At 66.1% G+C, this 24,198-nt stretch carries 23 protein-coding genes; 6 read left to right on the forward strand and 17 right to left on the reverse strand.

Annotated elements, in window-relative coordinates; translation table 11 throughout:
- Positions 1-3 precede the first annotated feature (3 nt).
- From GRB80_RS08015 to GRB80_RS08025, 3 genes are all read right to left on the reverse strand, one after another.
- A complete protein-coding gene (locus GRB80_RS08015) occupies positions 4-375 on the reverse strand; it encodes a YbaN family protein (RefSeq protein WP_132043277.1) in 372 nt (123 codons plus the stop codon).
- 104 nt (positions 376-479) lie between these two features.
- Complete coding sequence (locus GRB80_RS08020) at positions 480-965, reverse strand: YajQ family cyclic di-GMP-binding protein (RefSeq protein WP_132043279.1); 486 nt, start codon at positions 963-965, stop codon at positions 480-482.
- Positions 966-1,003: 38 nt separating this feature from the next.
- Entirely contained in the window at positions 1,004-1,495 is a 492-nt protein-coding gene (locus GRB80_RS08025) for a GNAT family N-acetyltransferase (protein WP_161423189.1), read from the reverse strand.
- A 170-nt stretch (positions 1,496-1,665) separates the two neighbouring features.
- On the opposite strand from GRB80_RS08025, the gene GRB80_RS08030 reads away from it, so the two are divergent.
- Complete coding sequence (locus GRB80_RS08030; RefSeq protein ID WP_161423190.1) at positions 1,666-3,162, forward strand: RimK family protein; 1,497 nt, start codon at positions 1,666-1,668, stop codon at positions 3,160-3,162.
- A gap of 66 nt (positions 3,163-3,228) precedes the next feature.
- The gene (cobO, locus tag GRB80_RS08035; RefSeq protein WP_161423191.1) at positions 3,229-3,828 is read left to right on the forward strand and encodes a cob(I)yrinic acid a,c-diamide adenosyltransferase; all 600 of its coding nucleotides are present in this window, start codon (positions 3,229-3,231) and stop codon (positions 3,826-3,828) included.
- A 77-nt stretch (positions 3,829-3,905) separates the two neighbouring features.
- Here cobO and GRB80_RS08040 read toward each other — a convergent pair whose 3' ends face one another.
- The 11 genes from GRB80_RS08040 to GRB80_RS08090 all read right to left on the reverse strand — a co-directional run bounded on the left by GRB80_RS08040 (position 3,906) and on the right by GRB80_RS08090 (position 17,342).
- Positions 3,906-5,201 (reverse strand): adenylosuccinate synthase, encoded by a 1,296-nt coding sequence (locus GRB80_RS08040; RefSeq protein ID WP_161423192.1) that lies wholly within the window; start codon positions 5,199-5,201, stop codon positions 3,906-3,908.
- A gap of 61 nt (positions 5,202-5,262) precedes the next feature.
- Positions 5,263-6,438: an ATP phosphoribosyltransferase regulatory subunit gene (locus GRB80_RS08045; RefSeq protein WP_161423193.1), complete on the reverse strand. Its 1,176-nt coding sequence runs from the start codon at positions 6,436-6,438 to the stop codon at positions 5,263-5,265.
- 201 nt (positions 6,439-6,639) lie between these two features.
- Positions 6,640-7,524: a protease modulator HflC gene (gene hflC / locus GRB80_RS08050; protein WP_132043291.1), complete on the reverse strand. Its 885-nt coding sequence runs from the start codon at positions 7,522-7,524 to the stop codon at positions 6,640-6,642.
- Positions 7,525-8,760 (reverse strand): FtsH protease activity modulator HflK, encoded by a 1,236-nt coding sequence (gene hflK, locus GRB80_RS08055; RefSeq protein ID WP_161423194.1) that lies wholly within the window; start codon positions 8,758-8,760, stop codon positions 7,525-7,527.
- 84 nt (positions 8,761-8,844) lie between these two features.
- Positions 8,845-10,167, reverse strand: a complete 1,323-nt coding sequence (gene hflX / locus GRB80_RS08060) for a ribosome rescue GTPase HflX (protein WP_161423195.1) — start codon at positions 10,165-10,167, stop codon at positions 8,845-8,847.
- Positions 10,168-10,175: 8 nt separating this feature from the next.
- Positions 10,176-10,424: an RNA chaperone Hfq gene (hfq, locus tag GRB80_RS08065; protein WP_132043297.1), complete on the reverse strand. Its 249-nt coding sequence runs from the start codon at positions 10,422-10,424 to the stop codon at positions 10,176-10,178.
- Between the two features lie 108 nt (positions 10,425-10,532).
- On the reverse strand, positions 10,533-11,471 hold the full coding sequence (gene miaA / locus GRB80_RS08070; protein ID WP_161423196.1) for a tRNA (adenosine(37)-N6)-dimethylallyltransferase MiaA: 939 nt from the start codon (positions 11,469-11,471) through the stop codon (positions 10,533-10,535).
- 380 nt (positions 11,472-11,851) lie between these two features.
- The gene (gene mutL, locus GRB80_RS08075) at positions 11,852-13,798 is read right to left on the reverse strand and encodes a DNA mismatch repair endonuclease MutL (protein ID WP_161423197.1); all 1,947 of its coding nucleotides are present in this window, start codon (positions 13,796-13,798) and stop codon (positions 11,852-11,854) included.
- Between the two features lie 33 nt (positions 13,799-13,831).
- Positions 13,832-15,280, reverse strand: coding sequence for an N-acetylmuramoyl-L-alanine amidase (locus GRB80_RS08080; RefSeq protein WP_161423198.1), 1,449 nt, complete (start codon positions 15,278-15,280; stop codon positions 13,832-13,834).
- Positions 15,280-15,786, reverse strand: coding sequence for a tRNA (adenosine(37)-N6)-threonylcarbamoyltransferase complex ATPase subunit type 1 TsaE (tsaE, locus tag GRB80_RS08085; protein ID WP_161423199.1), 507 nt, complete (start codon positions 15,784-15,786; stop codon positions 15,280-15,282). Before tsaE ends, GRB80_RS08080 begins: the two co-directional genes overlap by 1 nt.
- Before the next feature lie 17 nt (positions 15,787-15,803).
- Positions 15,804-17,342, reverse strand: a complete 1,539-nt coding sequence (locus GRB80_RS08090) for an NAD(P)H-hydrate dehydratase (RefSeq protein WP_161423200.1) — start codon at positions 17,340-17,342, stop codon at positions 15,804-15,806.
- 126 nt (positions 17,343-17,468) lie between these two features.
- Between GRB80_RS08090 and queG the strand changes: the two genes are divergently transcribed.
- Positions 17,469-18,572 (forward strand): tRNA epoxyqueuosine(34) reductase QueG, encoded by a 1,104-nt coding sequence (gene queG / locus GRB80_RS08095; RefSeq protein ID WP_161423201.1) that lies wholly within the window; start codon positions 17,469-17,471, stop codon positions 18,570-18,572.
- A gap of 198 nt (positions 18,573-18,770) precedes the next feature.
- Here queG and orn read toward each other — a convergent pair whose 3' ends face one another.
- Entirely contained in the window at positions 18,771-19,376 is a 606-nt protein-coding gene (gene orn, locus GRB80_RS08100) for an oligoribonuclease (RefSeq protein ID WP_132043311.1), read from the reverse strand.
- A 97-nt stretch (positions 19,377-19,473) separates the two neighbouring features.
- Between orn and rsgA the strand changes: the two genes are divergently transcribed.
- The 3 genes from rsgA (at position 19,474) to asd (ending at position 22,373) form a co-directional block, all read left to right on the forward strand.
- The gene (rsgA, locus tag GRB80_RS08105) at positions 19,474-20,508 is read left to right on the forward strand and encodes a small ribosomal subunit biogenesis GTPase RsgA (RefSeq protein WP_161423202.1); all 1,035 of its coding nucleotides are present in this window, start codon (positions 19,474-19,476) and stop codon (positions 20,506-20,508) included.
- 53 nt (positions 20,509-20,561) lie between these two features.
- Positions 20,562-21,392 carry a sulfurtransferase gene (locus GRB80_RS08110; protein WP_161423203.1) on the forward strand — a complete coding sequence of 277 codons (831 nt, stop codon included), beginning with the start codon at positions 20,562-20,564 and terminating at the stop codon, positions 21,390-21,392.
- 144 nt (positions 21,393-21,536) lie between these two features.
- A complete protein-coding gene (gene asd / locus GRB80_RS08115) occupies positions 21,537-22,373 on the forward strand; it encodes an archaetidylserine decarboxylase (RefSeq protein WP_237561940.1) in 837 nt (278 codons plus the stop codon).
- On the opposite strand, the gene epmA is transcribed toward asd, so the two are convergent.
- Positions 22,370-23,359, reverse strand: a complete 990-nt coding sequence (gene epmA / locus GRB80_RS08120; RefSeq protein ID WP_161423204.1) for an EF-P lysine aminoacylase EpmA — start codon at positions 23,357-23,359, stop codon at positions 22,370-22,372. The two genes, asd and epmA, sit on opposite strands and share 4 nt — an antisense overlap.
- 190 nt (positions 23,360-23,549) lie before the next feature.
- On the reverse strand, positions 23,550-24,116 hold the full coding sequence (gene efp / locus GRB80_RS08125) for an elongation factor P (RefSeq protein ID WP_132043320.1): 567 nt from the start codon (positions 24,114-24,116) through the stop codon (positions 23,550-23,552).
- Positions 24,117-24,198 lie beyond the last annotated feature (82 nt).

Consider the following 24,198-nt stretch of genomic DNA (forward strand, 5'->3'; position numbering starts at 1 on the left):
CCCTCACAACGCCGGCTCGGGACGCGTGACGATCCAGGCGCCGAGCAGCGTCAGCCCGGCGATCAGGGCAAGCTTGAGCCATAGCAGGCTGACGGTCAGCGCCAGCACCAGCATGGAGAGGACCAGCATGCCGGCGGCCAGCCACTTGGCGTGACGCGGAATGGCCCGCTCGCCCTCCCAGGCCACCACGGCTGGTCCGAAGCGGGGATGCTCACGTATCCAGCCGGCCAGGCGTGGCGAGCTTCTCGATGCCGCCCACACCGCCAGCAGCAGAAAGCAGGTGGTGGGCATCAGCGGGAGGAACATGCCGACAATACCCAGCACGAGGCTGATGCCGGCGATCGCTATCAAGACAAGGCGCTTCAACTCTGACATCCCGCGCTCCTTTCCCGTTGATACTGGTATTGAAGCGCAGCCTGCCCCGGCACGCCAATCAGAGGTGACCATGGTGACCTTAGACGAGCAGGTGCCGGATGGCGTCAGTCGCGAAAGTTATCGAACTGCAGCGGCAGATCGGGGCCCTGCTCGCCTCGCAGCAGCGCCATCACCGCCTGAAGATCATCGCGCTTCTTGCCGGTGACACGCACCTTCTCGCCCTGAATCTGTGCCTGCACCTTGAGCTTGGACTCCTTGATGCGCTTGACGATATCCTTGGCCTCCTTCTGGTCGAGACCCTGCTTGAGCTGCGCCTCCTGACGAGCACGCACACCGGAAAGCACCGGCTCCTGAACGTCGAGGCAGCGGGCATCGATACCGCGGGCGATCAGCTTGTTGCGCAGCACGTCGAGCATCTGCTTGAGCTGGAAGTCGACTTCAGCCTCGAGGCTAACGCTGTCACCCTCGAGGCTGAAACTGGCATCGACGCCCTTGAAGTCGAAGCGCGTCTGGATTTCGCGATTGGCCTGGTCGACGGCATTGCTGGCCTCGTGCTTGTCAAACTCGGAGACGATATCGAAGGAAGGCATGGCGGCTCCTGGCAAAGGGGATAGAAGCGGGGATTCTATCAGCCCTCTTCTTTTAGTACCTCCGTCTCCAGCGACTTCAGCATCTGCCAGGCAGCGCAACCATCCTCGTAGTACCCTGGCAGGCAGCGCTCGAGCCGAAACCCCATGCGCCGGTACAGTGCCTTCGCCGCACCATTATCGGCGCGTACCTCCAACCCCAGGCGGGTGCAGCCTCGCGAGCGGGCTGCCCCCTCCAGAGTCTCGAGAAGTTGACGCCCCAGGCCGGAGCCACGGGACTCGGGGTGTACGCAGAAGGAATATAGCCGTGCTCGGGAACTGCCGAGGCGGAACAGCAGGGTACCGTAGCCCAGCAATTTCGCCGGCATAGGCGCCTCGGCGTCGCACTCCAGCGCCCACGTCTCGGCATGAGCGCGATTGAGTAGGTACCAGAGCTGGCGACGGTTGAAGCAATCACCGGTGAAGGCGCTCTGCTCCAGGCGAAAGAGAGCGTTGAGGTCATCGCCAGTGGCCCGACGCAGCTGAATGGTCATGAGGCTCTCCAGAAGACAGTTGGATGATTCTGAGCTCGCTTTAGGGTCACTGCCAGCGCCACGCCAACATGAAATCTTTTCAATCAGCCTCCACCTTGTCGTGCCCAAGAGCCAGGTGCATCCTGACCACTGTCCGGTCCCCAGCGGCCGCCCCTTGCCTGGTAGCCCCCATGTGCCCCTTGCGAATCGTTGTCGACCGCCTCGCCGACTGGCAGCCCTACTATCCTAGTGACGATCTGATCAGCGCCGAGGACTACCTGTCGCTGGACCAGCGCCAGCGTGATGCCGCCGAAACAGAGCGAACCACCCACGTGATCAACCTGTGTGGTGAGCTCGACTACCTGGGCACCGGTTACTACGTCTCGCTGCTAGCACAGGCTCGCGGCCAGCGAGTATTGCCTACGGTGGAGACGCTCAACGAGCTGTCGCGCAAGGCGCTGATCGACCTGCAGCTTGATACGCTGGCACCGCTGCTCGGTCAACTAGATCGGCGCGGCCAACTGGCAGGCGATGCCGTGACCCTGCGCGTATTGTTCGGCGAATGCCATCAGCCCGGTCTCGAACGCCTGGCACGCAAGCTCTTCGAGCGCCTGCCCTGCCCACTACTGGAGGCCAGGCTAGTGCGTCGCCACGAGCAATGGCGGCTTTCCCGCCTCAGGCCGCTACGCCTGCGCGACCTGGCCATGGAAGAGCAGGACCTCTTCGCCCGTGCCCTCAACCGTCATTCACGCCAGATATGGCGAACACCGCGCGCCAGGCGTCGTTACCGCTTCGACCTGGCGATGCTGATCGATCCCGAGGAAGCGTTGCCCCCCAGCAACCGCAGCGCCCTCAAGGCCTTTATCCGCGCTGGACGTCGGCTCGGTATCGATGTCTCGCTGATCACCCGGCGCGATGCCGGACGTCTCGCCGAGTTTGACGCCCTGTTCATTCGTGAAACCACCGCACTTGACCATCATACCTATCGCATGGCGCGGCGCGCCGAGCACCAAGGGCTGGTGGTGCTCGACTCACCACGGGATATCCTGCGTTGTACCAACAAGGTCTACCTGCACGCCCTGCTCCGAGCCCGCGGGGTGCCGGCACCGGAAGGTGCTCTGCTCAAGCGAGGCGATCGCCGTCCGTTGGCCGAACGCCTCGCCAATCTTGCCTTCCCACTGGTGCTCAAGGTGCCTGATGGCTCGTTCTCCCGGGGAGTGGTCAAGGTCAGCGACCTGCAGCAACTGGAGCTCGAGGCGAGCCGTCTGTTCAAAGACTCGGCCCTGCTGCTGCTCCAGGAGTGGCTACCCACCGAATACGACTGGCGGATCGGTGTGCTCGATGGTCAGGTACTCTTTGCCAGTCGCTACTACATGGCCCGCGGACACTGGCAGATCTACGATCACTCTGCAGCCGGAGTGAGGAGCGGCGGCTTCACCACCCATGCCCCCGAGGAGGTCCCCCCCGCGGTAATCAAGGCGGCCCTCAAGGCGTGCCGCCTGATTGGCGATGGTCTCTATGGGGTTGATCTCAAGCAGGCTGGTGAGCGTGTGGTGGTGATCGAGGTCAATGACAATCCCAATATCGATGCCGGTATCGAGGACGCCGTGCTCGGCCGCGGCCTCTATGAGCGTATCATGAGCGTGTTCCTGTCACGCATGGAGGCGCTGGTACACCGGGAAGGCTGACGCCTTGCCATGGCTCGCGTATGCTATGACGCACCTTGACAAGCCTTGTACAGAATTGGAGCCCCGATGAGCGATCGCGATACCCGCCACAAGCAGTCGATGCAGAAACTCAAGAGCCACGTCGACGACAAGGTCGCCGCCGCCACCGAGCAGCGCGGCCTGATGATGGTCTTCACCGGCAACGGCAAGGGCAAGACCACCGCCGCCTGGGGCACCGTCACCCGTGCCCTGGGCTATGGCTACCGAGTCGGGGTGATCCAGTTCATCAAGGGCCAGTGGGAGTGTGGCGAGCGCGAGCGACTGATCGAGGACCCCAACCTCGAGGTCGCCATCATGGGCACCGGCTTCACCTGGGAGACCCAGAACCGCGAGACGGATACCGCCGCCTGCCGTGAAGTATGGGTCGAGGCGGAGCGCATGCTGGCCGACCCCGAGGTCTATCTGGTCGTGCTCGACGAGATCACCTACATGCTCAAGTTCGGCTACCTGGATATCGAGACCGTCAGGCGTGCCATCGAGAACCGCCCCGCCGAGCAGAGCGTGATCATCACCGGTCGCAATGCTCACCGCGACCTGCTGGCCATGGCCGATACCGTCACCGAGATGCAGGAGGTGCGCCACGCCTTCAACGCGGGGGTGCAGGCACGCCGCGGCATCGACTACTGAGCCGACTAAACAAGCCGCTGAAAACGCAGAAGGCCCCGCACAAGCGGGGCCTTCTGCATATCGCCGCGGCGTGTCGCTCAGTCGTCGAACGGATTACGCAGCACGATGGTCTCGTTGCGGTCGGGACCGGTAGAGATGATATCGATGCTGACCCCGGTCTTCTCCTCGAGGTAGCTGATATAGGCGCGCGCGTTGGCCGGCAGGTCCTCCACGCGCTTGGCGCCCAGGGTCGACTCGCTCCAGCCCGGCAGGTCCTCGTAGATGGGCTCCACGGCCTCGTAGCCCTCGGAGTCCACCGGGTTATCCAACAGCTCACCATCCTTGCTGCGATAGCCGACACAGACGCGGATGTTTTCCAGACCGTCGAGGACGTCGAGCTTGGTCAGGCAGATCCCCGAGACGGAGTTGACCTGTACGGCATGGCGAAGTGCCACGGCGTCGAACCAGCCGCAACGGCGGGCGCGTCCGGTGGTGGCGCCGAATTCGTGGCCCTTCTCGGCCAGATGGCGACCATGGTCGTCGAACAGCTCGGTGGGGAACGGGCCGGAACCGACACGGGTGGTATAGGCCTTGGTGATGCCCAGCACGTAGTCCAGATAGAGCGGACCGACGCCGGAACCGGTGGCGGTTCCCCCCGCGGTAGTGTTGGAGCTGGTCACGTAGGGGTAGGTGCCGTGGTCGATATCGAGCAGCGAGCCCTGGGCCCCCTCGAAGAGGATATTCTCGCGCTCACGACGCACGCCATGCACCAGGCTGACGGTATCGGTCACCATCGGACGCAGCTCTTCGGCCATCTGCATGGCGCTGTCGAGCACTTCCTGGAAGTCCACCGCCGGCTCGCCGTGATACTGGGTCAGCACGAAGTTGTGGTAATCCAGCACCTCGCCGAGCTTGGCGGCAAAGCGCTCGCGATGGAGCATGTCGCCCAGGCGCAGGCCACGACGCGCCACCTTGTCCTCATAGGCCGGACCGATGCCACGCCCGGTGGTGCCGATCTTGGCGATGCCACGGGCCTTCTCGCGGGCCTGATCGAGACGCACATGATAGGGCAGGATCAGCGGGCAGGCCGGCGACAGGCGCAAGCGATCGCGTACCGGCACGCCCTTCTCTTCCAGCTTGCGGATCTCGGTGATCAGTGCCTCCGGTGACAGCACCACGCCGTTGCCGATGACACACATCTTGCCGGGCCACAGGATGCCGGAAGGGATCAGGTGGAGAACGGTCTTCTCGCCATCGATCACCAGCGTGTGGCCGGCGTTGTGACCGCCCTGGAAACGCACCACGGTGGAAGCGGATTCGGTGAGCAGGTCGACGACCTTGCCCTTGCCCTCATCACCCCACTGGGTGCCCAATACGACTACATTCTTGCCCATTGCTCTCTCGTCTCTCGTTGCCGCGCGGCGGCGGGCCGTCGCGCCAAGGTGGTAACCCAGTCTACAGTGTCACGGCTTGCCAGTGGCCATCATCGAGCACCAGCTGACGATCGCAGCGGTGTTCTGTGGGCCCGGTACGTTGACCCGGCAGCGCCTGCACCACACGCTCGCCTCGAGCGCGCAGCGCCATCACGGCGTCCACCAGTCCCTCTCCCTCGGCCGGCGCCCAGATGCCATCACGGGGCGGTTCGGCGGGCGACAGCGTGGCCAGCTGCTTGAGGTCCATGGAGAAGCCGGTCGCGGGGCGAGCCCGGCCAAAGGCACGCCCGGTGTCATCATAGCGCCCACCCTTGGCCAGCGGTTGCCCATAACCGGGCACATAGGCGGCAAACAGCATGCCGGTATGGTAGGCATAGCCGCGCAGCTCACCCAGGTCGAGGTAGAGCGAAACCCCGGGGTGGGCGGCCTGTACACCGTTCAACAGGGCACGCAGCTGCTCCAGGGCGGCAGTGACGGCGGCAGGCGCCTCGGCGAAGGCCTCCTGGGCCTCGTCGAGCACCTCAACGCCACCATGCAGGCGGCCCAGCGCCATGAACATCTCGGCCAGGCCAGAATCGCCGACACTCGCCTCGACCTGGGCGGCCAGCTCGCCTGGTGACTTCCGCTCCAGGGCCGCGAACATGGCGCGCTCGGCATCCCCCTCGAGACCGGACGCTTCCACCAGACTACGGTAGATGCCGATGTGGCCCAGCGCCAGGTGAATCTCGCGGGCGCCGGCGGCGCTCAGCGAGGCCAGGGCCAGGTTGAGGATCTCCAGGTCGGCCTCGCGACCGGCGTGGCCGAACAGCTCCACCCCGACCTGCACGGGACTGCGACCGCACTGATGCTGGTCGGGCGTGGCGCGCAGCACGTTGGTGCAGTAGCAGAGTCGCACCGGCCCCTGGCGCTTGAGGGAGTGGGCATCCATGCGCGCCACCTGGGGGGTGACGTCGGCGCTGATGCCCATCATGCGGCCGGTGAGCTGGTCGGTCAGCTTGACGGTCTGTAGGGCCAGATCGGAGCCGGTACCGGTAAGCAGGGAGTCGAGAAACTCTGCGGTAGGCGGCATCACCTGGTCGTAGCCCCAGCGGTGATAGAGGTCGAGCAACCCTCGGCGCAGCTCTTCCATGCGGCTTGCCTGGGGCGGCAGCACTTCGTCCATGCCGTCGGGCAGCAGCCAGCGGTCAGCGATGGTCATGTCAATCATCCTGCAAGGCAATGAATGGCCGTGTTGGAGACACTGCCGAGAGCTCGGCGAGCGTCTGACTGATGTCAGGGCTTGCGGTCAGGGCTTGCGATAGACGGCCACAAAAAAACCGGGCCACGCCCGGTTACAGGAGTCTATCACGTTTGGGCCCGGGATGAACCCCGACCGGACCCGCAGGCCCGGTCGGTCGTTCTACTCCGCGCCGGATGGCGTGGGGCTCTTCAGGTACTGGAAGAAGTCGCTGGAGGGGTCGAGGACCAGCATGTTGCCATCACTGGCGAAGCTGTCGCGATAGGCGTTCAGGCTGCGCCAGAAGGTGAAGAACTCCTCATCCTTGCCATAGGCCTCGGCGAAGATGGCTGCCGCCTCGGCATCGCCCTCACCCCTCAGGGTCTCGGCGCGCTCATTGGCCTGGGCCAGCAGCACCTGGCGCCGACGATCGGCATTGGCACGAATACGCTCGGCCTCCTCCTGACCCTGGGCACGCCACTCGCGGGCCTCACGCTCACGCTCGGAGCGCATCCGCTCGTAGACCGCCGAGGAGACATCCTCGGGAAGATCGATGCGCTTGACCCGGATATCCCGAATGGCCACCCCCAGCTCGTCGCGCAGCAGTGCGTCGAGCTCCTCGGTCGGCCCTGTCATCAGATCATCGCGACGCTCGGCGATGATCTCCTGCAGGTCGAGACGGCCGAAGGCGTTACGCAGGCTCTCGTCGACCCGCGGCTGGATCAGGCGACTGGCCATCAGCTCGTCGCCGGCCGTGGCCTCATAGTACTGGGTCGGATTGACCACCTGCCACTTGACGTAGGAGTCGACGATCACCGCCTTCTGCTCCAGGGTCAGGTAACGGCTGGGATCGGTATCCAGGGTCAGCAGCCGGGTATCGAAGGTACGCACCGTCTGGGTGATCGGCATCTTGAAGTGCAGTCCGGGCTGGATGTCCTCCTCGATGATCTCACCGAAGCGCAGCTTGACCGCACGCTCGGTCTCGTCGACCACATACAGGCTGTTGCTGGCCAACCAGGCGATGGCCGCCAGGCCGCCGACAATGAGCAGGGAACGATTATTGATCATTTAGCGGCCCTCCCTGCGGATACCACCGGTGTTGCTGCTGTTGCTGGTGTTGCTGGAAGATGACGCGGCGCCCTGCGAGCTCCGCAGGCGCTCCAGCACTCGCGGATCGAGCTCACCCTGTTCGCCCTGCGGCTCTGCGCTGCGGGGGCCGCTCTTGCCCATCTGATCCAGGGGCAGATACATCAGCGGCGAGTCATCGGCGACATCCACCATCACCTTCGGTGTGCTGCCGAAGACCTCGCTGATGGCATCCAGGTAGAGGCGCTCACGCATGATGGAGGGCGCCTCCTCATACTGGCCCAGCAGGGCGTTGAAACGGCTCGCCTGACCCCGCGCCTCGGCGACCACCGATTCGCGATAGCCCTGGCCCTGCTCGACGATACGCTGCGCCTGACCCTGGGCCTCGGGGATGATGGCGTTGGCGTAGGCCATGCCCTGGTTGATGGTGCGCTGACGATCCTCACGGGCCCGGATGACGTCATCGAAGGCATCGATGACCTGATCAGGCGCCGAGGTCGACTCGATGTTGATGGTCTGCAGACGGATACCGGTACCGTAGATGTCCTGATAGGACTGCAGGCGACTGGCCACCGAGCTGCCGAGAATCTCACGCCCAGAGGTCAGGATATCGATCATGTCGGTGCCACCGACCACGTGGCGCAGGGCACTGTCGAGCGCATTCTCGATGGAGAGCTGCGGGTTGCGCACGTTAAGCACGAAGTCACGCGGATCGGCGACCTGGTACTGAGCCGAGATCTCGACCTCGACGATGTTCTCGTCGCGGGTCAGCATCGACTGGGTCTGGGTCAGCGAGCGCACGCGGGTCACATTGACCATGCGCACGTCGTCGATCAGCGGCGGGTTCCACTGCAGACCCGGGGTGACCACTTCCTGGAACTTGCCGAAGCGCAGCACCACGCCCCGCTCGGACTGGTCGACCAGATAGAAGCCCGACGCCGCCCAGATGGCCAGGGCAACCAGCAGCAGCAGACCCGGCAGGGTGAAGGCATTGCGTGGCTTGCCACCGCCGCCCTTGCCCCCGGAACCGCCCTTCTTGCCACCGCGGCCACCCAGCATGCCGTTAAGCTTGTCCTGAAACTTCTTCAGGGCCTCATCCAGATCCGGTGGCTGGTTGCCACCGCCCTTGCCACCGCCGCCGTTTCCACCGCCACGGCGACCGCCCCCACTCCAGGGGTCGTGCTGGTTGCCACCACCACCAGGCTCATTCCAGGCCATAGGTCTTCTCCACTATGCGTTGCTGCCCCGACCGGAAGTGCCGGCGGGGGCCTCGGTTGCGATCCTGTCTTGTGCTTGTCCCGCCTAAGGGGATTCTTCCCACGCCTCACGCTCGCTTAGTGACGCCGGCAGGTAGTCATCGGCCCGCTCACCGAGCCGCGCCATCAGCTGCAGGAAGTCGCGGCGCGGCAGACGTACCTGCAGGCGCGTCTGGCCCTCTTCACAGAAGCTCTCTTCACGAACCGCACCCAGCTCGTGCAGGCCGGCACGCAGCCGCCCCTGCTCGGGCTCGAGGGTCAGCGTGAAGTCGATGACATCCTCGGCCAGACACTCCGAGAGCGCCTGCTCCAGCAGCTCGATGCCTCTGCCTTCCCGGGCCGATAGCCAGACCACCTCGGGGCGCCCCTCGCCATCACGCTCGATGCGCGGCGCGCTATCGAGCAGGTCGATCTTGTTCATCACCCTGAGCGTCGGCACCTCCAGGGCACCAATCTCGTCGAGCACCGTCTCGACCTGCTCGACGTTGAGCTCACGGTCGGGATCGGCGGCATCGATGACGTGCACCAGCAGGCTGGCCTCGGCGGCTTCCTGGAGGGTCGCCTGGAAGGCCTCCACCAGCTTGTGCGGCAGATGGCGGATGAAACCGACGGTATCGGCCATCACCACCGGCCCCACATCCTCGACCTCCAGTCGCCGCAGCGTCGGGTCGAGGGTAGCGAAGAGCTGGTCGGCCGCATAGACCTGCGACTCGGTAATCGAATTGAACAGCGTCGACTTGCCGGCGTTGGTGTACCCCACCAACGAGACGCTGGGGATCTCGGCACGGGCCCGCGAGCGACGGTTCTGATCCCGCTGGCCGCGCACCTTGTCGAGGCGCTTGTGGATCGACTTGATGCGACCACGCAGCAGCCGTCGGTCGGTCTCCAGCTGGGTCTCACCCGGGCCGCGCAGACCGATACCGCCCTTCTGGCGTTCCAGGTGGGTCCAGCCCCGCACCAGGCGGGTCGACATGTACTCCAGCTGAGCCAGCTCGACCTGCAGCTTGCCCTCGTGAGTCCGCGCCCGCTGGGCGAAGATGTCGAGAATCAGGCCGGTACGGTCGAGCACGCGACACTTGAGCTCACGCTCGAGGTTGCGCTCCTGGGAGGGGCTCAGGCCGTGGTTGAAGATCACCAGTTCGGCCGAGTGAACGGCGAGTGCTTCGCGCAGTTCCTCGAGCTTGCCCGAGCCGACGAAGGTGCGCGAATCGGGACGCTTGCGACTGCCGGTCAGCAGGGTCGCCGGCTCGGCGCCGGCAGAGCGCACGAGTTCCAGGAACTCTCCCGGATCCTCGCGCTCTTGCTCATCCTGAAAGTCGACATGGACGAGTACCGCCGTCTCACCGGCGTCGGGGCGTTCAAAAAACAATCACTACCTCACTCATCATCCTGCGCGGCGGCAGGGTCCTGGGCCGGAAGACGCACGTTGCGCGACGGCACCACGGTGGAAATGGCATGCTTGTAGACCATCTGGCTGACGGTATTACGCAGCAGGATCACGAACTGGTCGAAGGACTCGATCTGGCCCTGCAGCTTGATGCCGTTGACCAGGAAGATCGATACCGGGATACGCTCCTTGCGCAGGATGTTCAGGTACGGATCTTGAAGCGACTGCCCTTTTGACATTTTACTCTCCCTGGATGTGTCTCTGGAGTTGGGTTGTTGGGGTGTTGGGGTGTTATGGGGCCTTTTCAAGCGGCCCGGCCAGCGGCCAGCGGAAATCGGTATCTTACGCTAAGTGCCGAAATGGCGCACGAGTTTCAGCACCTCTGCCAGGGGGGCGCCCTCCAGGGTATCCACCCAGTGCAGTGCCTCCCAGCTGCGCATCCAGGTCAGCTGCCGCTTGGCCAGCTGCCGAGTCGCCACGATACCGCGCTGCTCGAGACCCGCACGATCGACCTCACCGTCAAGATACTCCCAGACCTGACGGTAGCCGACGCTCTTCATCGAGGGCAGCGTCGGCGTCAGGTCTCCTCGTGAACGCAGACCGGCGACCTCATCGATCAGCCCGCCCTCGAGCATGGCGGCAAAGCGCGTGGCGATACGCTCATGAAGCACCTGCCGTTGACCGGGGGCGAGCCCTATCGACAGCGTGCGCCAGGGAAAGGTTTCAGGACGCTGTTCGGCCCACAGCTCGCTAAGCGTGCGACCACTGAGTCGAAACACCTCCAGGGCGCGCAACAGCCGCTGGGGATCGTTGGGGTGAATCCGCGCCGCGGCGCCCGGATCGACGCGTTCTAGCTCCATATGCAGCGCGGCCAGGCCGCGCTGCTCGAGCTCGGCCTGAAGCTCGGCACGTGTCCCCGGGTCGGAGCTTGGCAGGTTGGCCACACCATGCAGCAGCTGGCGGAGGTACATCATGGTACCGCCCACCAGCAGCGGCACACGGCCACGGGCCGTGATCTCACGCATCTCGCGCAGGGCATCCTCGCGAAACTCCGCCGCCGAGTAGGGCTCGGCCGGGTCGCGAATATCGATCAGGCGGTGCGGCGCCCGGGTCAGCTCCTGTGCCGAGGGTTTGGCACTGCCGATATCCAGGCCACGGTAGACCATGGTGGAGTCGACACTGATCAACTCCACGCCGAGGCGCTCATGGAGCTCGATGGCAAGGTCGGTCTTGCCGGCGGCGGTGGGGCCCATCAGAAGAATGGCGGGCGGACGATCGTCGGTCATGAAATTCTCGGACATTCCTCTGGATTGTCGGTAGCGATGCTGACGCCGAGAAGCTTACCCGTATATGGCAGCGCTTACCCGCCCCCGCGTCTACCGGAGCTCGGGTAGCTTCTTTTTTGACTCATCGCAGATTGACGTAAAACTTGTAGGTAGGGGGGGATGCTCCGCTACCCACTGTGGGCTTCGCCACCCTGTGGGAGGCCGGGTTCCCCGGGCGATGGCGCCGACAGTCGCCCGTTAGCCTTGTCGCACTTTTCTGGCCCATCCTGGGAGGCCTTTGGCCTCCATTCGCCCGGCAGAGCCGGCCTCCCACAATGAACCCGGCCTTCCAATTCTCACTGCCGAACGGAGTCACGCCAATTTGCGATGAACCTCTTTTTCTACTGCCCTCTCATGAAGAGGCGGTCGAGCTGCTTCATGCTCATCTCGGTCCAGGTGGGGCGCCCATGATTGCACTGACCACTTCGCTCGGTGCGCTCCATGTCACGCAGCAGGGCATTCATCTCCGCCAGGGTCAGGCGGCGGTTGGCGCGCACGCTGCCGTGGCAGGCCATGGTGGAGAGCAGCTCGTTGATATGCGCCTCGAGGTGGTCGGAACGTCCGTAGCGCTCCAGGTCGGCGAGCATCTGGCGAATCAGCGGCTCCACATCGGCATCGGCCAGCAGCACCGGTACCTGCCGTACCAGCAGGGTCTCGGGCCCGGCGACATCGAGCTCGACCCCCAGGCGGGCAAAGGCCTCCTGCTCACCCTCGGCGGTGGCCACCTCGGCGGGACTCGCCGCAAGCGATACCGGCACCAGCAGTGGCTGGGCCTCGAGTCGCCCCCCGTGGACCTGGGTCTTCATGCGCTCGTAGACGATGCGTTCATGGGCGGCATGCATATCCACCAGGATCAGGCCACGCTCACTCTGGGAGAGAATATAGACACCGTGCAGCTGGGCCACGGCGAAGCCCAGCGGCGGGGCCCGGGTATCATCCTGCTCGGGCAGCGGCTCGGGACGCGGGGCTTGTGTCGCCTGGTGCTCCGCCAGGGCCAGGCCCGCTGCACCACCTCCGGCACCGGGCGCGGCCGGCTGCGGCGTCAGCAGCGCCTCCTCGTGATCCGGGTGCAGGCGACGATAACCCTCCATGAAGGCCCTGACCCGATCCGGTGTGACCCGCTCGCCCTCGTCGCGCTCGGGCAGCGACATCGGCTGCTGCTGCCAGCGCCCGGCGGGCTCGGCCACCTGGCGAGACACGGCGTCCGCTTCGTTGCGATCGCTCGCCTCCGCGTCAGGTGCCTCGCCAGGCTCCTCCTCCGCCTGCCCACCGGCCCGCGCCTCGCCGAGCGCCCGGTGCAGACTGGAGAACAGGAAGTCGTGGACCAGGCGACCGTCGCGGAAGCGCACCTCATGCTTGGTGGGGTGAACATTGACGTCGACCACCGTCGGGTCGACCTCGAGATAGAGCACGAACACCGGATGGCGGCCGTTGAAGAGCACATCGCGGTAGGCCTGGCGCACCGCATGGGCCACCAGGCGGTCGCGCACCACACGACCATTGACGAAGAAGTACTGCTGATCGGCCTGGGCACGAGAGTGGGTGGGCAGACCCACCCAGCCCCACAGCCGCAGCCCGGAGGCCTCGATATTCAGATGCAGGGCGTGCTCGAGAAACGCCTTGCCAAGCAGCGCGGCGATGCGCCGCTCGCGACTGGTCGGATCCTCCCCCGCCCGCAGCTGATGAACGGTCTTGTGGTTATGACGCAGGGTCCAGCCGATGTCATAGCGCGACAGCGCCTGGCGGCGGAAGGCCTCCTCGACATGACCGAACTCGGTCTTCTCCTTGCGCAGGAACTTGCGCCTGGCCGGGGTGTTGAAGAACAGGTCACGCACCGTCACCGAGGTGCCGCGGGGGTGCGGCGCCGGCGAGACCCGCGGCTCCATGTTGCGCCCCTCGGCCACCACCCGCCATCCGGCGGTGGGGTCATCATCGGGGTTGGAGACCAGCTCCAGACGCGATACCGAACTGATCGAGGCCAGCGCCTCGCCGCGAAAGCCCAGGCTCGCCACACCCTCGAGCTCCTCCAGGGAGGCGATCTTGCTGGTGGCGTGGCGCGACAGTGCCAGCGGCAGGTCATCCTCACCGATGCCGCTGCCATCGTCGCGCACCCGGATCAGTCGGGCACCACCGGCCTCCAGCTCCACCTCGATGCGCGAGCTGCCGGCATCGATGGCGTTCTCGAGCAGCTCCTTGACCACCGAGGCGGGGCGCTCGACCACCTCGCCGGCGGCGATCTGGTTGGCCAGGCGTGGGTCAAGGGTTCGAATGCGACGCTGTTCTGACATATCACTCCACGAAACGAAAGCCGCAAGCCGAGCTTATGAGCGGGGGATGCGCAGCACCTGGCCGACCCGGATCACATCGCCATTGAGCTCGTTGGCCTGCTTGAGGCGGCGCACCGGCACATCATGGCGGGAGGCGATCTCGGAGAGAGTATCACCCGGTTGGATGCGATACTCGTTGCCGGCGGTGCTTCGCCCGTTGTCACGCTGCCAGGCCAGCAGGCTGGCCGGTGGCGGGTTGGTGCGGAAATGCTCCTCAACGCCGGCGAAGATGGCCTGGGCCATCTTCTCCTGGTGGGCAGGGTCGAGCAGGCGACGCTCCTCCTGGGGGTTGGAGATAAAGCCGGTCTCGACCAGCAACGACGGGATGTCCGGCGACTTGAGCACCACGAAACCGGCCTGTTCCACTCGCGGCTTGTGCAGCCGGTTGACGCGCCCCATGCGATCCAGCACTCGCCCGCCGATGGAGAGGGAGTCGTTGAGGGTCGCGGTCATGGTCAGGTCGAGCAGCACGCCGCGCAGCACCTCGTCCTTGTCCTTGAGCGAGAGGTTGCCATCCACGCCGCCTATCAGGTCGGCCTTGTTCTCGCTCGCGGCCAGCCACTGTGCGGTCTCGGAGGTGGCTCCGCGCTGGGAGAGCGCAAAGACCGAACTGCCGTTGGGACGCGGACTATGAAAGGCGTCGGCATGGATGGAGACGAAGAAGTCTGCCTTCTGCTCACGCGCGATATGGGTGCGCTGGCGCAGTCCAACGTAATAGTCGCTGTCGCGGATCATCACCGCACGGAACCCCTCGGCCGCATTGACTCGCTGCTGGAGGCGCTTGGCGATCTGCAGCACCACGTCCTTCTCGCGGGTACCCGAGGGGCCGATGGCACCGGGATCCTCGCCGCCGTGGCCGGCGTCGATGGCGATGATGATATCGCGTTTGGGATGGGGCTGAGCCGGCTGGACCACCGCCTCGGGCTCGGGCACCACGGCCCTGCCGCCGAGGTCGACCTGGGCCTGGGCGCGCTTGGCGGCGATCTCCTGCTCGCGGATCATCGCCTCGATGGGGTCGATGGGATCCTCCACGGCGCTCTCGCCAGGGTACTCCAGATCCACCACCAGTCGATGTCCATACTGATCGTTGGGCGCCAAGACAAAGTGGCGCGGCGCCACCTCACGCTCCAGGTCCAGCACCACCCGTAGATCGCTTCCTTCGCGAACACCAGAGCGGATACGACTGATGGCGCTGCCGGTCAGATCGAGCCCGTCGAGGTCGGCCCGCATGCGGCTATCGTCCAGATCGATCACCAGCCGCCGCGGGTTGTCGAGGGAGAACACCTTGGCCTGGGTCGGTGAGGCCAGGTCGAAGACCAGGCGCGCATGATCCGGCGCCGCCCACAGCCGCAGGTTCTCCACCTCGCCGGCCTCAACCGCGGCAAAGGGGGCCATCATCGACAGGCTCAGCGCCAGCAGGCGATGCAGGATGGCTGGTCTCATCAGGGAGTCCCCTCACCGGGCTTGGCCGCTCGACACCACTCGGTGATGGCAGGCATGGCGGCCAGGCGAGCCAGGGCCGCTTCGCCATGGGTACTATCCGCCTCCAGTACGGCCTCGCGGCCCTCTCCCACCACACCAAGCTCGATGCGCAGATCGGGACCGGGCAACCAGCCCTCACCCCGAACCGGCCACTCGATCAGACTCAAGGCATCATCCCCGAGCAGGTCTCGGCCGCCGATGAACTCGAGCTCCTCGGGGTCCCCCAGTCGGTAGAGATCGAAGTGATAGACCCGCTTGCCATCGAGTTCGTAGGGCTCCACCAGGGTATAGGTCGGGCTCTTCACCGCGCCACGATGACCATAGGCACGCAACACGCCGCGGGCCAGGGTCGTCTTGCCGGCCCCCAGCTCGCCGACGAGATAGACCCGCCCACGCCCCTCCAGGGCACGCCCCAGGCACTCCCCCAGGCCCACCTGGCACGCTTCATCATCGAGTCGCAGCCGCATCGTCCTCGCCCTTGCCATCACACGTCGCCATCACACTCGGTCGGGTTGACTAGAATTCGCGCATAGGATGCCAGATCACCGGCCAGCAGACCACGCTCTCCGGCGTCGGCCACGGCCAAATCCGCGGCCCTGGCGTGGACCAGCACCCCCAGTCGGGCGGCGATCTCCAGCGGCACTCCCTGAGCCAGCAGGGCACCGAGCATTCCGGAGAGCACATCCCCCATGCCACCGCTGGCCATGCCGGGGTTGCCGAAGGGGCAGACCGCAACCCCCTGGGGGCCCGCGATCAGGCTGCCCGCCCCCTTGAGAACCACCACCCCGCCGAAACGCTCGCGCAGGGCCACCACGGCCGCACGGCGGTCCGCCTCGATCTCGGCCACACGCCAGCCCAGCAGGCGGGCCGCCTCTCCGGGGTGGGGGGTCAGGATCCAGTTGTCGCGGGGCGCCATGCCCTCCTCCGCTCCGGCGAAGTAGGCGGCCAGCAGATTGAGTCCATCGGCATCCACCACCAGCGGCTTGTCGGTCTCGAGAGCCGCCTGCAGCACACCCTGGCCCCAGCTGCCCTGCCCCAGGCCGGGGCCCACCACCAGCACATCGGCCTGGGCGGGCAGCTGACCGAGATCGGTGGCACCACGAATGCCATGGGCCATCACCTCGGGACGACGCACCAGGCTGGCGGCAACATGCGCCGGCGCGGTGGCCAGGCTGACCTTGCCGGCCCCCAGCCGTGCACAGGCCTCGGCGGCCAGCAGCGCCGCGCCCCCGAAACCGGGCGCGCCCCCCAGCACCAGCGCATGGCCACAGTCGCCCTTGTGGGCGGTACGCCGCCGCGCCGGCAGCCAGGCAGCCGCCAGCCCCGTGTCGAGCAGGTGCGCTGCCGGCACCAGGTCCGTCGCGGCCAGGGCCTCCACCCCCAGATCCCGAAAGCAGAGTTCGCCGACATGCTCCGCCGCCGCACCGATATGCAGGCCCAGCTTGTCGCCGATAAAGGTCAAGGTGGTAGCCGCCAGCACCGCGTCGCCGAGTACCGCACCGGTATCGGCGTGCAGCCCCGAGGGAATATCGATGGCCAGCACCGGCCTGCCACTGGCATTGACCGCCGCGATCGCCTCACGAAAGGCACCGCGCACCTCGCCGGCAAGCCCGGTCCCCAGCAGGGCATCGACCATCAACTCCCCGGAGAGCCTGATGCCGGGCGTCCAGGGTTCGGCGCCCACGCCGGCCGCCGTGGCCATCCTGGCGGCCAGGCGGGCATCGCCACTCAATTCATCGACGGGCCTGAGCAGAACGCGCTGCACCGTGAGCCCCTCGGCGGCGGCCAGGGCGGCCAGCACATGGCCATCGCCGCCATTGTTGCCCCCTCCACACAGCACCGTAAGCGAACGAACCTCGGGCCAGCGCTGCCTGAGCACCTGCCAGGCCGCGGCACTGGCTCGCTGCATCAGGGCGAAGCCCGCGATGCCACCGGCAATGGTGCGACGATCCAGTTCACGCACCTGGGCGGAAAGATAGAGGGGGCGCAATCCTGCCCCGGGCCCCTGGCTGGCATCGATCATGCGGTGTCTCCCCGGTGGCAATGCTTTATCATGGCAGCCGTTCGACAAACGACCTTATCGAACAGTGTAAAGCCTTCGCGGCCCGCGCCAAGTGGCGCAGGCCCCCTGCACGGTGTTTTCGCGATCATGTCCTCCTCGTCTCTCCACGACGACGCCCCCGACCCGCACGCCCTGGCCCAGCGTATCAAGGCCTGGGGGAGCGAGCTCGGCTTCCAGCAGCTTGGCATTACCGATATCGACCTCAGCGAGGATGAGGCGCGCCTCGAGCGTTGGCTGGCGGCCGGCCGGCATGGCGAGATGGGCTTCATGGCCAAGCATGGCACCAAGCGCACGCGCCCCGACGAGCTGGTGCCCGGCACCGTGCGAGTGATCAGTGTGCGGCTGGACTATCTGCCCGCCGAGGTCGAGACCCTCACCACCCTGGCGAGTCCGCAGACGGCCTATGTGTCGCGCTACGCTACCGGCCGCGACTATCACAAGCTGATGCGCAAGCGCCTGGCGACCCTGGCCAAGTGGATCGAGGCCGAGACAGGCCCCTTCGGCTACCGGGCCTTCGTCGACTCGGCGCCGGTCATGGAGCGGGCACTGGCGCGCAAGGCGGGGCTCGGCTGGGTCGGCAAGAATGCCATGCTGATCAACCCGCGGGCCGGCTCGCTGTTCTTTCTGGGCGAGCTTTATACCGACCTGCCGCTGCCGGCGGATGAGCCCTTTGCCGGCGAGCACTGTGGCAGCTGCAGCGCCTGCCGCACCGCCTGTCCCACCGGCGCCATCGTCGAGGACCGCGTGGTCGACGCCCGGGCCTGCATCTCCTACCTGACCATCGAGCTGTTCGGAGCGATTCCCGAGCACTATCGCGTGGCCATGGGCAACCGGGTATTCGGCTGTGACGACTGTCAGCTGGTCTGTCCCTTCACGCGCTTTACCACGCCCACCGCCGAGACGGACTTCTCGCCGCGCCACGACCTCGACCGCGCCAGCCTGCTCTCGCTATTCGCCTGGGGTGAGGAGGAGTTTCTGGAGAAGACCGCCGGCAGCCCGATCCGCCGCATCGGCTACGAGCGCTGGCTGCGTAACCTCGCCGTGGGGCTGGGCAACGCCCCCTGGAGCGAGGCCATCGAGGCGGCGCTGAGAGCACGCCTGCCCTACCCCTCCGACCTCGTCCGCGAGCATGTGCGCTGGGCGCTGACCCGTCAGCGGGAAAAACGCCAGCAGCTGATTGCGACCAGTTGAACACTACCCCTGGAGTCGCTATATGCCGGCGACTTAGCCCTTTTGGAGGCAACAGGTACTGCCCAAGTGAGCGGCGCCGGGGACAGGGCTGGAGGGGGTCCGAAGACCAGGGATGGCTGAGGTAGCGCCCAAGGATGGGTTCACAGCGCCCCCGATCAGGCCTGTCGCCGGAAAAGCCGCGCCTTATTCTCCAGTCGCCTACTCCTCCTCGTCGCTGTGCTGTCCCGGCAGGCGCAGAAAAGTATTGCGATAGTGGGCCAGCTCGGCGATGGACTCCTTGATGTCATCCATGGCCAGGTGCACATTGCGCTTGCTGAAGCCCGCCAGGGCGCCGGGATTCCAGCGCTTGGCCAGCTCCTTGAGGGTGGAGACATCGAGGTTGCGGTAGTGGAAGAAGGCCAGCAGTTCGGGCATCTCACGCTCAAGGAAGCGACGGTCCTGATGGATGCTGTTGCCGCACATCGGTGAGCTGCCGGGCTCGACATGCTCCTGCAGGAACGCCAGGGTGCGCCGCTCGGCCTCGGCGGTATCCACATCACTCGCCTGCACGCGCGCGGTCAGCCCCGATTCGCCGTGGGTTCGGGTACACCACGCATCCATCCCCTCGAGCAGGCTATCCGGCTGCTTGACCGCAATCACCGGCCCTTCGGCAACAACATTGAGCTCGGCATCGGTGACCAGGGTGGCCACCTCGATGATCCGCTCCCTGTTCGGGTCGAGGCCGGTCATCTCCAGGTCGATCCAGACCAGACGCTGGCTGCGGGGGTTCTGCTTGTCGTCTTTCACTGACGCGTTCGTGCTCATGAAAACACCTTCTCCTGCGTGGGCCGACTCGCAACCTCGCGACAGCCGGCGTCATGGATGAGTACAATGCCATCATTGTACCGAGCATCAGGGCCCCATGAGCAAACGCAAGCTGAGTCGCCAGCAACGCTGGCGTATCGAGAAGATACAGGCCGAGCGCGCCGCACGCGCCACCCGCCACGATGTCCAGGAAGAGGAGCTGCTCACCGCCGGCGACTACGGCGCCGAGCAGTCAGGCCGGGTGATGGCCCACTTCGGCCGCACCCTGGACGTGCGGCCGGACGCCGACGACGCATCGATACGCTGCCATCTGCGCGCCAACCTCGATGGCCTGGTCACCGGCGACCGAGTGATCTGGCGCGGCAGAACGGACACCAAGGGGCGCATCGTCGAGGGCGTGGTGGTCGCCCGCGGCGAGCGCGACAACGTGCTGGAGCGCCCCGACGCCCGAGGCCAGCTCAAGCCGGTGGCGGCCAATATCGACCAGATCCTGGTCGTCTTCGCGGTGGAGCCCGAGCCCCACTCCAACCTGATCGACCGCTACCTGGTGGCCGCCGAGTCCACCGGCATCACCCCCGTGCTGGTGCTCAACAAGGTCGACCTGCTGCCCGACGGCGGTGGCGAGCTGATGGCACTGCTGCAGCGCTACGCGGCACTCGGCTACCCGGTGGTGGCCACCACCACCGCCAGCGAGGATGGCCTGGCGAGCCTGCTGTCGCGGCTGGCCGGCCGCACCTCGGTGTTCGTGGGGCAGAGTGGTGTGGGCAAGTCGTCACTGATCGACCGCCTGCTTCCCGACGAGGGGCTGCGTATCGGTGACCTGTCGAAGGATTCTCGCAAGGGCACCCATACCACCACCACCGCGCGGCTCTATCGGCTGCCTCGCGCCGAGGGGGCCGAGCTGATCGACTCCCCGGGCATTCGCGAGTTCGGCCTCGGCCACCTGACCGAACAGCAGGTCACCGAGGGCTTTGTCGAGTTTCGTCCCTATCTCGGCCAGTGTCGCTTTCGCGACTGCCGTCACCGCCAGGAACCGGGCTGTGCCCTGCTCGCCGCGGTGGAGCGTGAAGAGATTCATCCCGAGCGATTCGCCAGCTACCGGCGCATCCTCGACTCCCTGGAAGTGAGCTGAGCGGACCTGTCATACAAGGCTGACATACAAGGCTGTCATACAAGGAGAGTCCCATGAGTTCAGAAGCCAACCTGCTACCGCTGATCGTCGAACCGGAACAGCTCGCCGAGCACCTGGATGCCCCGTCGCTGCTGATCATCGACGTGCCCATGCGCGGCGACAGCTATACCGGGGGTCATGTCCCCGGTGCCGTGTTCCTCGACAAGGCTCGGCTGATGCGCGGCGAGGGCGAGGTCCCGAACCGCGAGCCCAGTGTCGAGCAGCTCTCGGCCCTGTTCAGCGACCTCGGTCTGACGCGTGACACCCATGTGATGGCCTATGACGACGAGGGCGGTGGCTGGGCAGGCCGGCTGCTGTGGACCCTGGAGCTGATCGGCCATACTCGCTACTCCTACCTCAACGGCGGCATTCATGCCTGGCGTGCCGCGGGCCAACCGCTCGCCACCGAGGCCAGCGCCCCCAACCCCAGCGACTATGAGGCGGAGCTCCTCACGCCCGAGGTGCTGATCGAGCGCGACGAGATCGCCGAGCGCCTCGGCGAGAAGGGGTTCGCGGTATGGGATGCTCGCTCACCGGCGGAGTACCGCGGCGAGAAGGGCGACAACAAGCATCTCGGCCATATCCCCGGAGCGGTCAACCTGGAGTGGACCCAGGCCATGGACCCCGAGCGCGGCCTGCGCCTGCGCGACTATGCCGAGCTGATCACCGAGCTCGAGGCCCTGGGTCTGACCCCGGACATGGAAGTGGCCACCCACTGCCAGAGCCACCACCGCAGCGGCTTCACCTGGCTGGTGGGCAGAGCACTAGGCTTCGAGCGAATCCGCGCCTATGCCGGCTCCTGGAAGGAGTGGGGCAATCGCGACGATAGCCCTATCGAGAAGTAGGCCACCCCCCTCGGGGTCAGACCCCGAGGGGGGGGCCTCCGCCCACAACATGCACGATCACAGTCCCAGCATCTCGACCGGGGTCTGACCCCAAAGGGTCGACTCCGGTACTCCCAACTCGATTCATCCCGGAGACAACCAGCCTTGTCACCTGCCAAGCTATTTGCCCTGATGCAGTACCCCGTGCCCCACCATCTGCTCTCGCGGCTGGTGGGCCGGCTGGCCGAATGTCGCCAGCCCGCGCTCAAGAATGCCCTGGTGCGTGCCTTTATCCGCCGCTTCGGGGTGGACATGGCCGAGGCCGCCGAGCCCGATCCGACCGCCTATGCCACCTTCAACGACTTCTTCACCCGAGCGCTGAAGGACGACGCACGGCCCATCGGCGAGGGCGTGGCCAGCCCAGCCGACGGCCGTCTTTCACAGTTCGGCGCCATCGAGGCGGGCCAACTGCTGCAGGCCAAGGGGCATCGCTTCTCGGCCGAGGCGCTGCTGGGCGGCGACACCGAGGCCGCGACCCGCTATCTCGGCGGCAGCTTCGCCACCATCTACCTGTCACCCAGCGACTATCACCGAGTGCATATGCCACTTTCCGGCATCCTGACCGAGATGGTCTACGTGCCGGGCCGGCTGTTCTCGGTCAACGCCGCCACCACCGAGCATGTGCCGGGCCTTTTCGCCCGCAATGAACGCCTGGTGTGCCACTTCGATACCGAGCACGGCCCCATGGCCATGGTGCTGGTGGGCGCGATGATCGTCGCCGCCATCGAAACCGTATGGGCCGGCCAGATCACCCCCCTGCCCCATGGCGAGGTCCAGCGCATCCGCTTCGATACCCCGGTACGCCTGGAGAAGGGCCAGGAGATGGGCCGCTTCAAGCTTGGCTCCACGGTGGTCATGGCCTTCGCCGAACCGGTAACCTTCGCCGAGAGGCTCGACCCTGGCGTCAAGGTGCAGATGGGAGACTCGCTGACCGCCCCTTAACAGCGCGGCGTGGCGAAGGCCATGACCTCCGCCACGCTCTCCTTGCCCAGCGCGAGCTGAATCAGCCGGTCGATGCCGAGCGCTACACCACTCCCCTCGGGCATGCCGTGCTCCAGCGCCGCCAATAGCCGCCGATCGACCGTGACCTCGGGCAACCCGGCCGCCCGCCGAGCAGCGTTGTCCTCGGCAAAGCGCGCCGCCTGCTCCTCACCATCGGTCAGCTCATCGTAGCCGTTGGCCAGCTCCAGTCCCTCGAGATAGAGCTCGAAGCGCGAGGCCACCCAAACACCATCCTCCGGGTCGCGATGGCGTCGCGCCAGGGCCGCCTGACTGGCCGGATAGTCCACCACCACATCGATGGCGCCCCGCCCCAGGCGTGGCTCGATCTCGAGGCTGATCAGCAGGTCCAGGCAGTCGTCGCGGCTGGCATCATTCATCGCGAGTCCGCCCCTCTCCTCGGCCAGGCCGCGCAGCTCGGGCAGCGCCACACGAAAGGGGTCGATGGCGAGGTACTCACGAAACAGCTCGCGGTAGCGGCGACGACGCAGCGGGCCCGGGGTATCCCCAGACTCTCGCCCCAGCACGCACCTCACCAGCTCCGCGGTCTCCTCGATCAGCCCTTCGAGGGACATGCCGGGGCGATACCACTCCAGCATGGTGAACTCGAGGTTATGGCGCCGCCCCACCTCGCCATCACGGAAGCAGCGTGCCAGCTGGAAGATCGGCCCCGACCCCGCCGCCAGCAGGCGCTTCATGGGAAATTCCGGCGAGGTCTGCAGCCAAAGGCGCTCTCGGCCGGCGGGCGTGGAGGCCGCGGCCGAGAGCGAGGCCAGATGCAGGTCGGTGCTGCCGCCGTGGCCCAGCACCGGCGTCTCCACCTCGAGCACACCGCGCGCGGCGAAGAAGCCGCGCACCTCGGCCAGCAGACGAGCCCGCTCGCGCAGGGTCGCCATAGTGGCAGTAGGCTGCCAATCGATAACTGACATGGTGAGTACACCCAGGGAGGGGGGATTCGCCTGATACGGCGGGCTCCTGCGGGTAAGGCGTTACCCCATCCGTTGTAGGAGCCCGACTTGTCGGGCGATTGGCGGAGGCCGCAGCTGGTCGCCTTCGGCGCCAATCGCGCGATGAATCGCGCTCCTACGGGAGGTCGTCAACAGACGTGTCGTCGAGAGATCAAGCCCGGCTGACGTACTCGCCGCTACGCGTATCCACCTTCAGCACCTCGCCCTCGTTGATAAACAGCGGCACACGCACCACGGCGCCGGAGGAGAGCGTGGCCGGCTTGGAGCCGCCCTGGGCGGTGTCGCCCTTGAGGCCGGGGTCGGTCTCGGTGACCTCGAGCTCGATGAAGTTGGGCGGGGTCACGCTGATCGCGTTGTCGTTCCACAGCGTGATGGTGTAAACCACCTGCTCCTTGAGCCACTTCTCGGTGTCGCCCAGGGCCTTCTTCTCGACCGGGTACTGCTCGAAGGAGCCGTCGGTCTTCATGAAGTACCACATCTCGCCATCGTTATAGAGGTACTCCATGTCCAGATCCAGGACATCGGCGCCTTCCAGGCTCTCGCCGGACTTGAAGGTACGCTCCCAGACGCGGCCGGTCATCAGGTTGCGCAGCTTGACGCGGTTGAATGCCTGCCCCTTGCCGGGCTTGACGAACTCGTTCTCGACGATCGAGCAGGGATCGCCGTCCAGCATCACCTTCAGACCGCCCTTGAATTCGTTGGTAGAATAGTTAGCCATCTTCACTCACTCATGGTCGAGCGCGCCCACGGAGACCCCGCGGCGCGCTGGGAAACGATTTTCGACGAGGCAGGCCAGAACG

The organism is Halomonas icarae (assembly GCF_009901955.1).
GTDB classification, from domain to species: Bacteria; Pseudomonadota; Gammaproteobacteria; order Pseudomonadales; family Halomonadaceae; genus Halomonas; species Halomonas icarae.

Bases quoted from the DNA above. Each gene is read 5' to 3' on its own strand.
- hfq (WP_132043297.1), bottom strand. From the start codon at position 10,424: ATGTCAAAAGGGCAGTCGCTTCAAGATCCGTACCTGAACATCCTGCGC.
- cobO (WP_161423191.1), top strand. From the start codon at position 3,229: ATGAGCGATCGCGATACCCGCCACAAGCAGTCGATGCAGAAACTCAAG.
- GRB80_RS08110 (WP_161423203.1), top strand. From the start codon at position 20,562: ATGAGTTCAGAAGCCAACCTGCTACCGCTGATCGTCGAACCGGAACAG.
- GRB80_RS08030 (WP_161423190.1), top strand. From the start codon at position 1,666: ATGTGCCCCTTGCGAATCGTTGTCGACCGCCTCGCCGACTGGCAGCCC.
- orn (WP_132043311.1), bottom strand. From the start codon at position 19,376: ATGAGCACGAACGCGTCAGTGAAAGACGACAAGCAGAACCCCCGCAGC.
- epmA (WP_161423204.1), bottom strand. From the start codon at position 23,359: ATGTCAGTTATCGATTGGCAGCCTACTGCCACTATGGCGACCCTGCGC.
- miaA (WP_161423196.1), bottom strand. From the start codon at position 11,471: ATGACCGACGATCGTCCGCCCGCCATTCTTCTGATGGGCCCCACCGCC.
- GRB80_RS08080 (WP_161423198.1), bottom strand. From the start codon at position 15,280: ATGAGACCAGCCATCCTGCATCGCCTGCTGGCGCTGAGCCTGTCGATG.
- GRB80_RS08025 (WP_161423189.1), bottom strand. From the start codon at position 1,495: ATGACCATTCAGCTGCGTCGGGCCACTGGCGATGACCTCAACGCTCTC.
- GRB80_RS08015 (WP_132043277.1), bottom strand. From the start codon at position 375: ATGTCAGAGTTGAAGCGCCTTGTCTTGATAGCGATCGCCGGCATCAGC.
- tsaE (WP_161423199.1), bottom strand. From the start codon at position 15,786: ATGCGGCTGCGACTCGATGATGAAGCGTGCCAGGTGGGCCTGGGGGAG.
- GRB80_RS08090 (WP_161423200.1), bottom strand. From the start codon at position 17,342: ATGATCGATGCCAGCCAGGGGCCCGGGGCAGGATTGCGCCCCCTCTAT.
- efp (WP_132043320.1), bottom strand. From the start codon at position 24,116: ATGGCTAACTATTCTACCAACGAATTCAAGGGCGGTCTGAAGGTGATG.
- GRB80_RS08045 (WP_161423193.1), bottom strand. From the start codon at position 6,438: ATGACCATCGCTGACCGCTGGCTGCTGCCCGACGGCATGGACGAAGTG.
- mutL (WP_161423197.1), bottom strand. From the start codon at position 13,798: ATGTCAGAACAGCGTCGCATTCGAACCCTTGACCCACGCCTGGCCAAC.
- GRB80_RS08040 (WP_161423192.1), bottom strand. From the start codon at position 5,201: ATGGGCAAGAATGTAGTCGTATTGGGCACCCAGTGGGGTGATGAGGGC.
- hflC (WP_132043291.1), bottom strand. From the start codon at position 7,524: ATGATCAATAATCGTTCCCTGCTCATTGTCGGCGGCCTGGCGGCCATC.
- rsgA (WP_161423202.1), top strand. From the start codon at position 19,474: ATGAGCAAACGCAAGCTGAGTCGCCAGCAACGCTGGCGTATCGAGAAG.
- hflK (WP_161423194.1), bottom strand. From the start codon at position 8,760: ATGGCCTGGAATGAGCCTGGTGGTGGTGGCAACCAGCACGACCCCTGG.
- queG (WP_161423201.1), top strand. From the start codon at position 17,469: ATGTCCTCCTCGTCTCTCCACGACGACGCCCCCGACCCGCACGCCCTG.
- GRB80_RS08020 (WP_132043279.1), bottom strand. From the start codon at position 965: ATGCCTTCCTTCGATATCGTCTCCGAGTTTGACAAGCACGAGGCCAGC.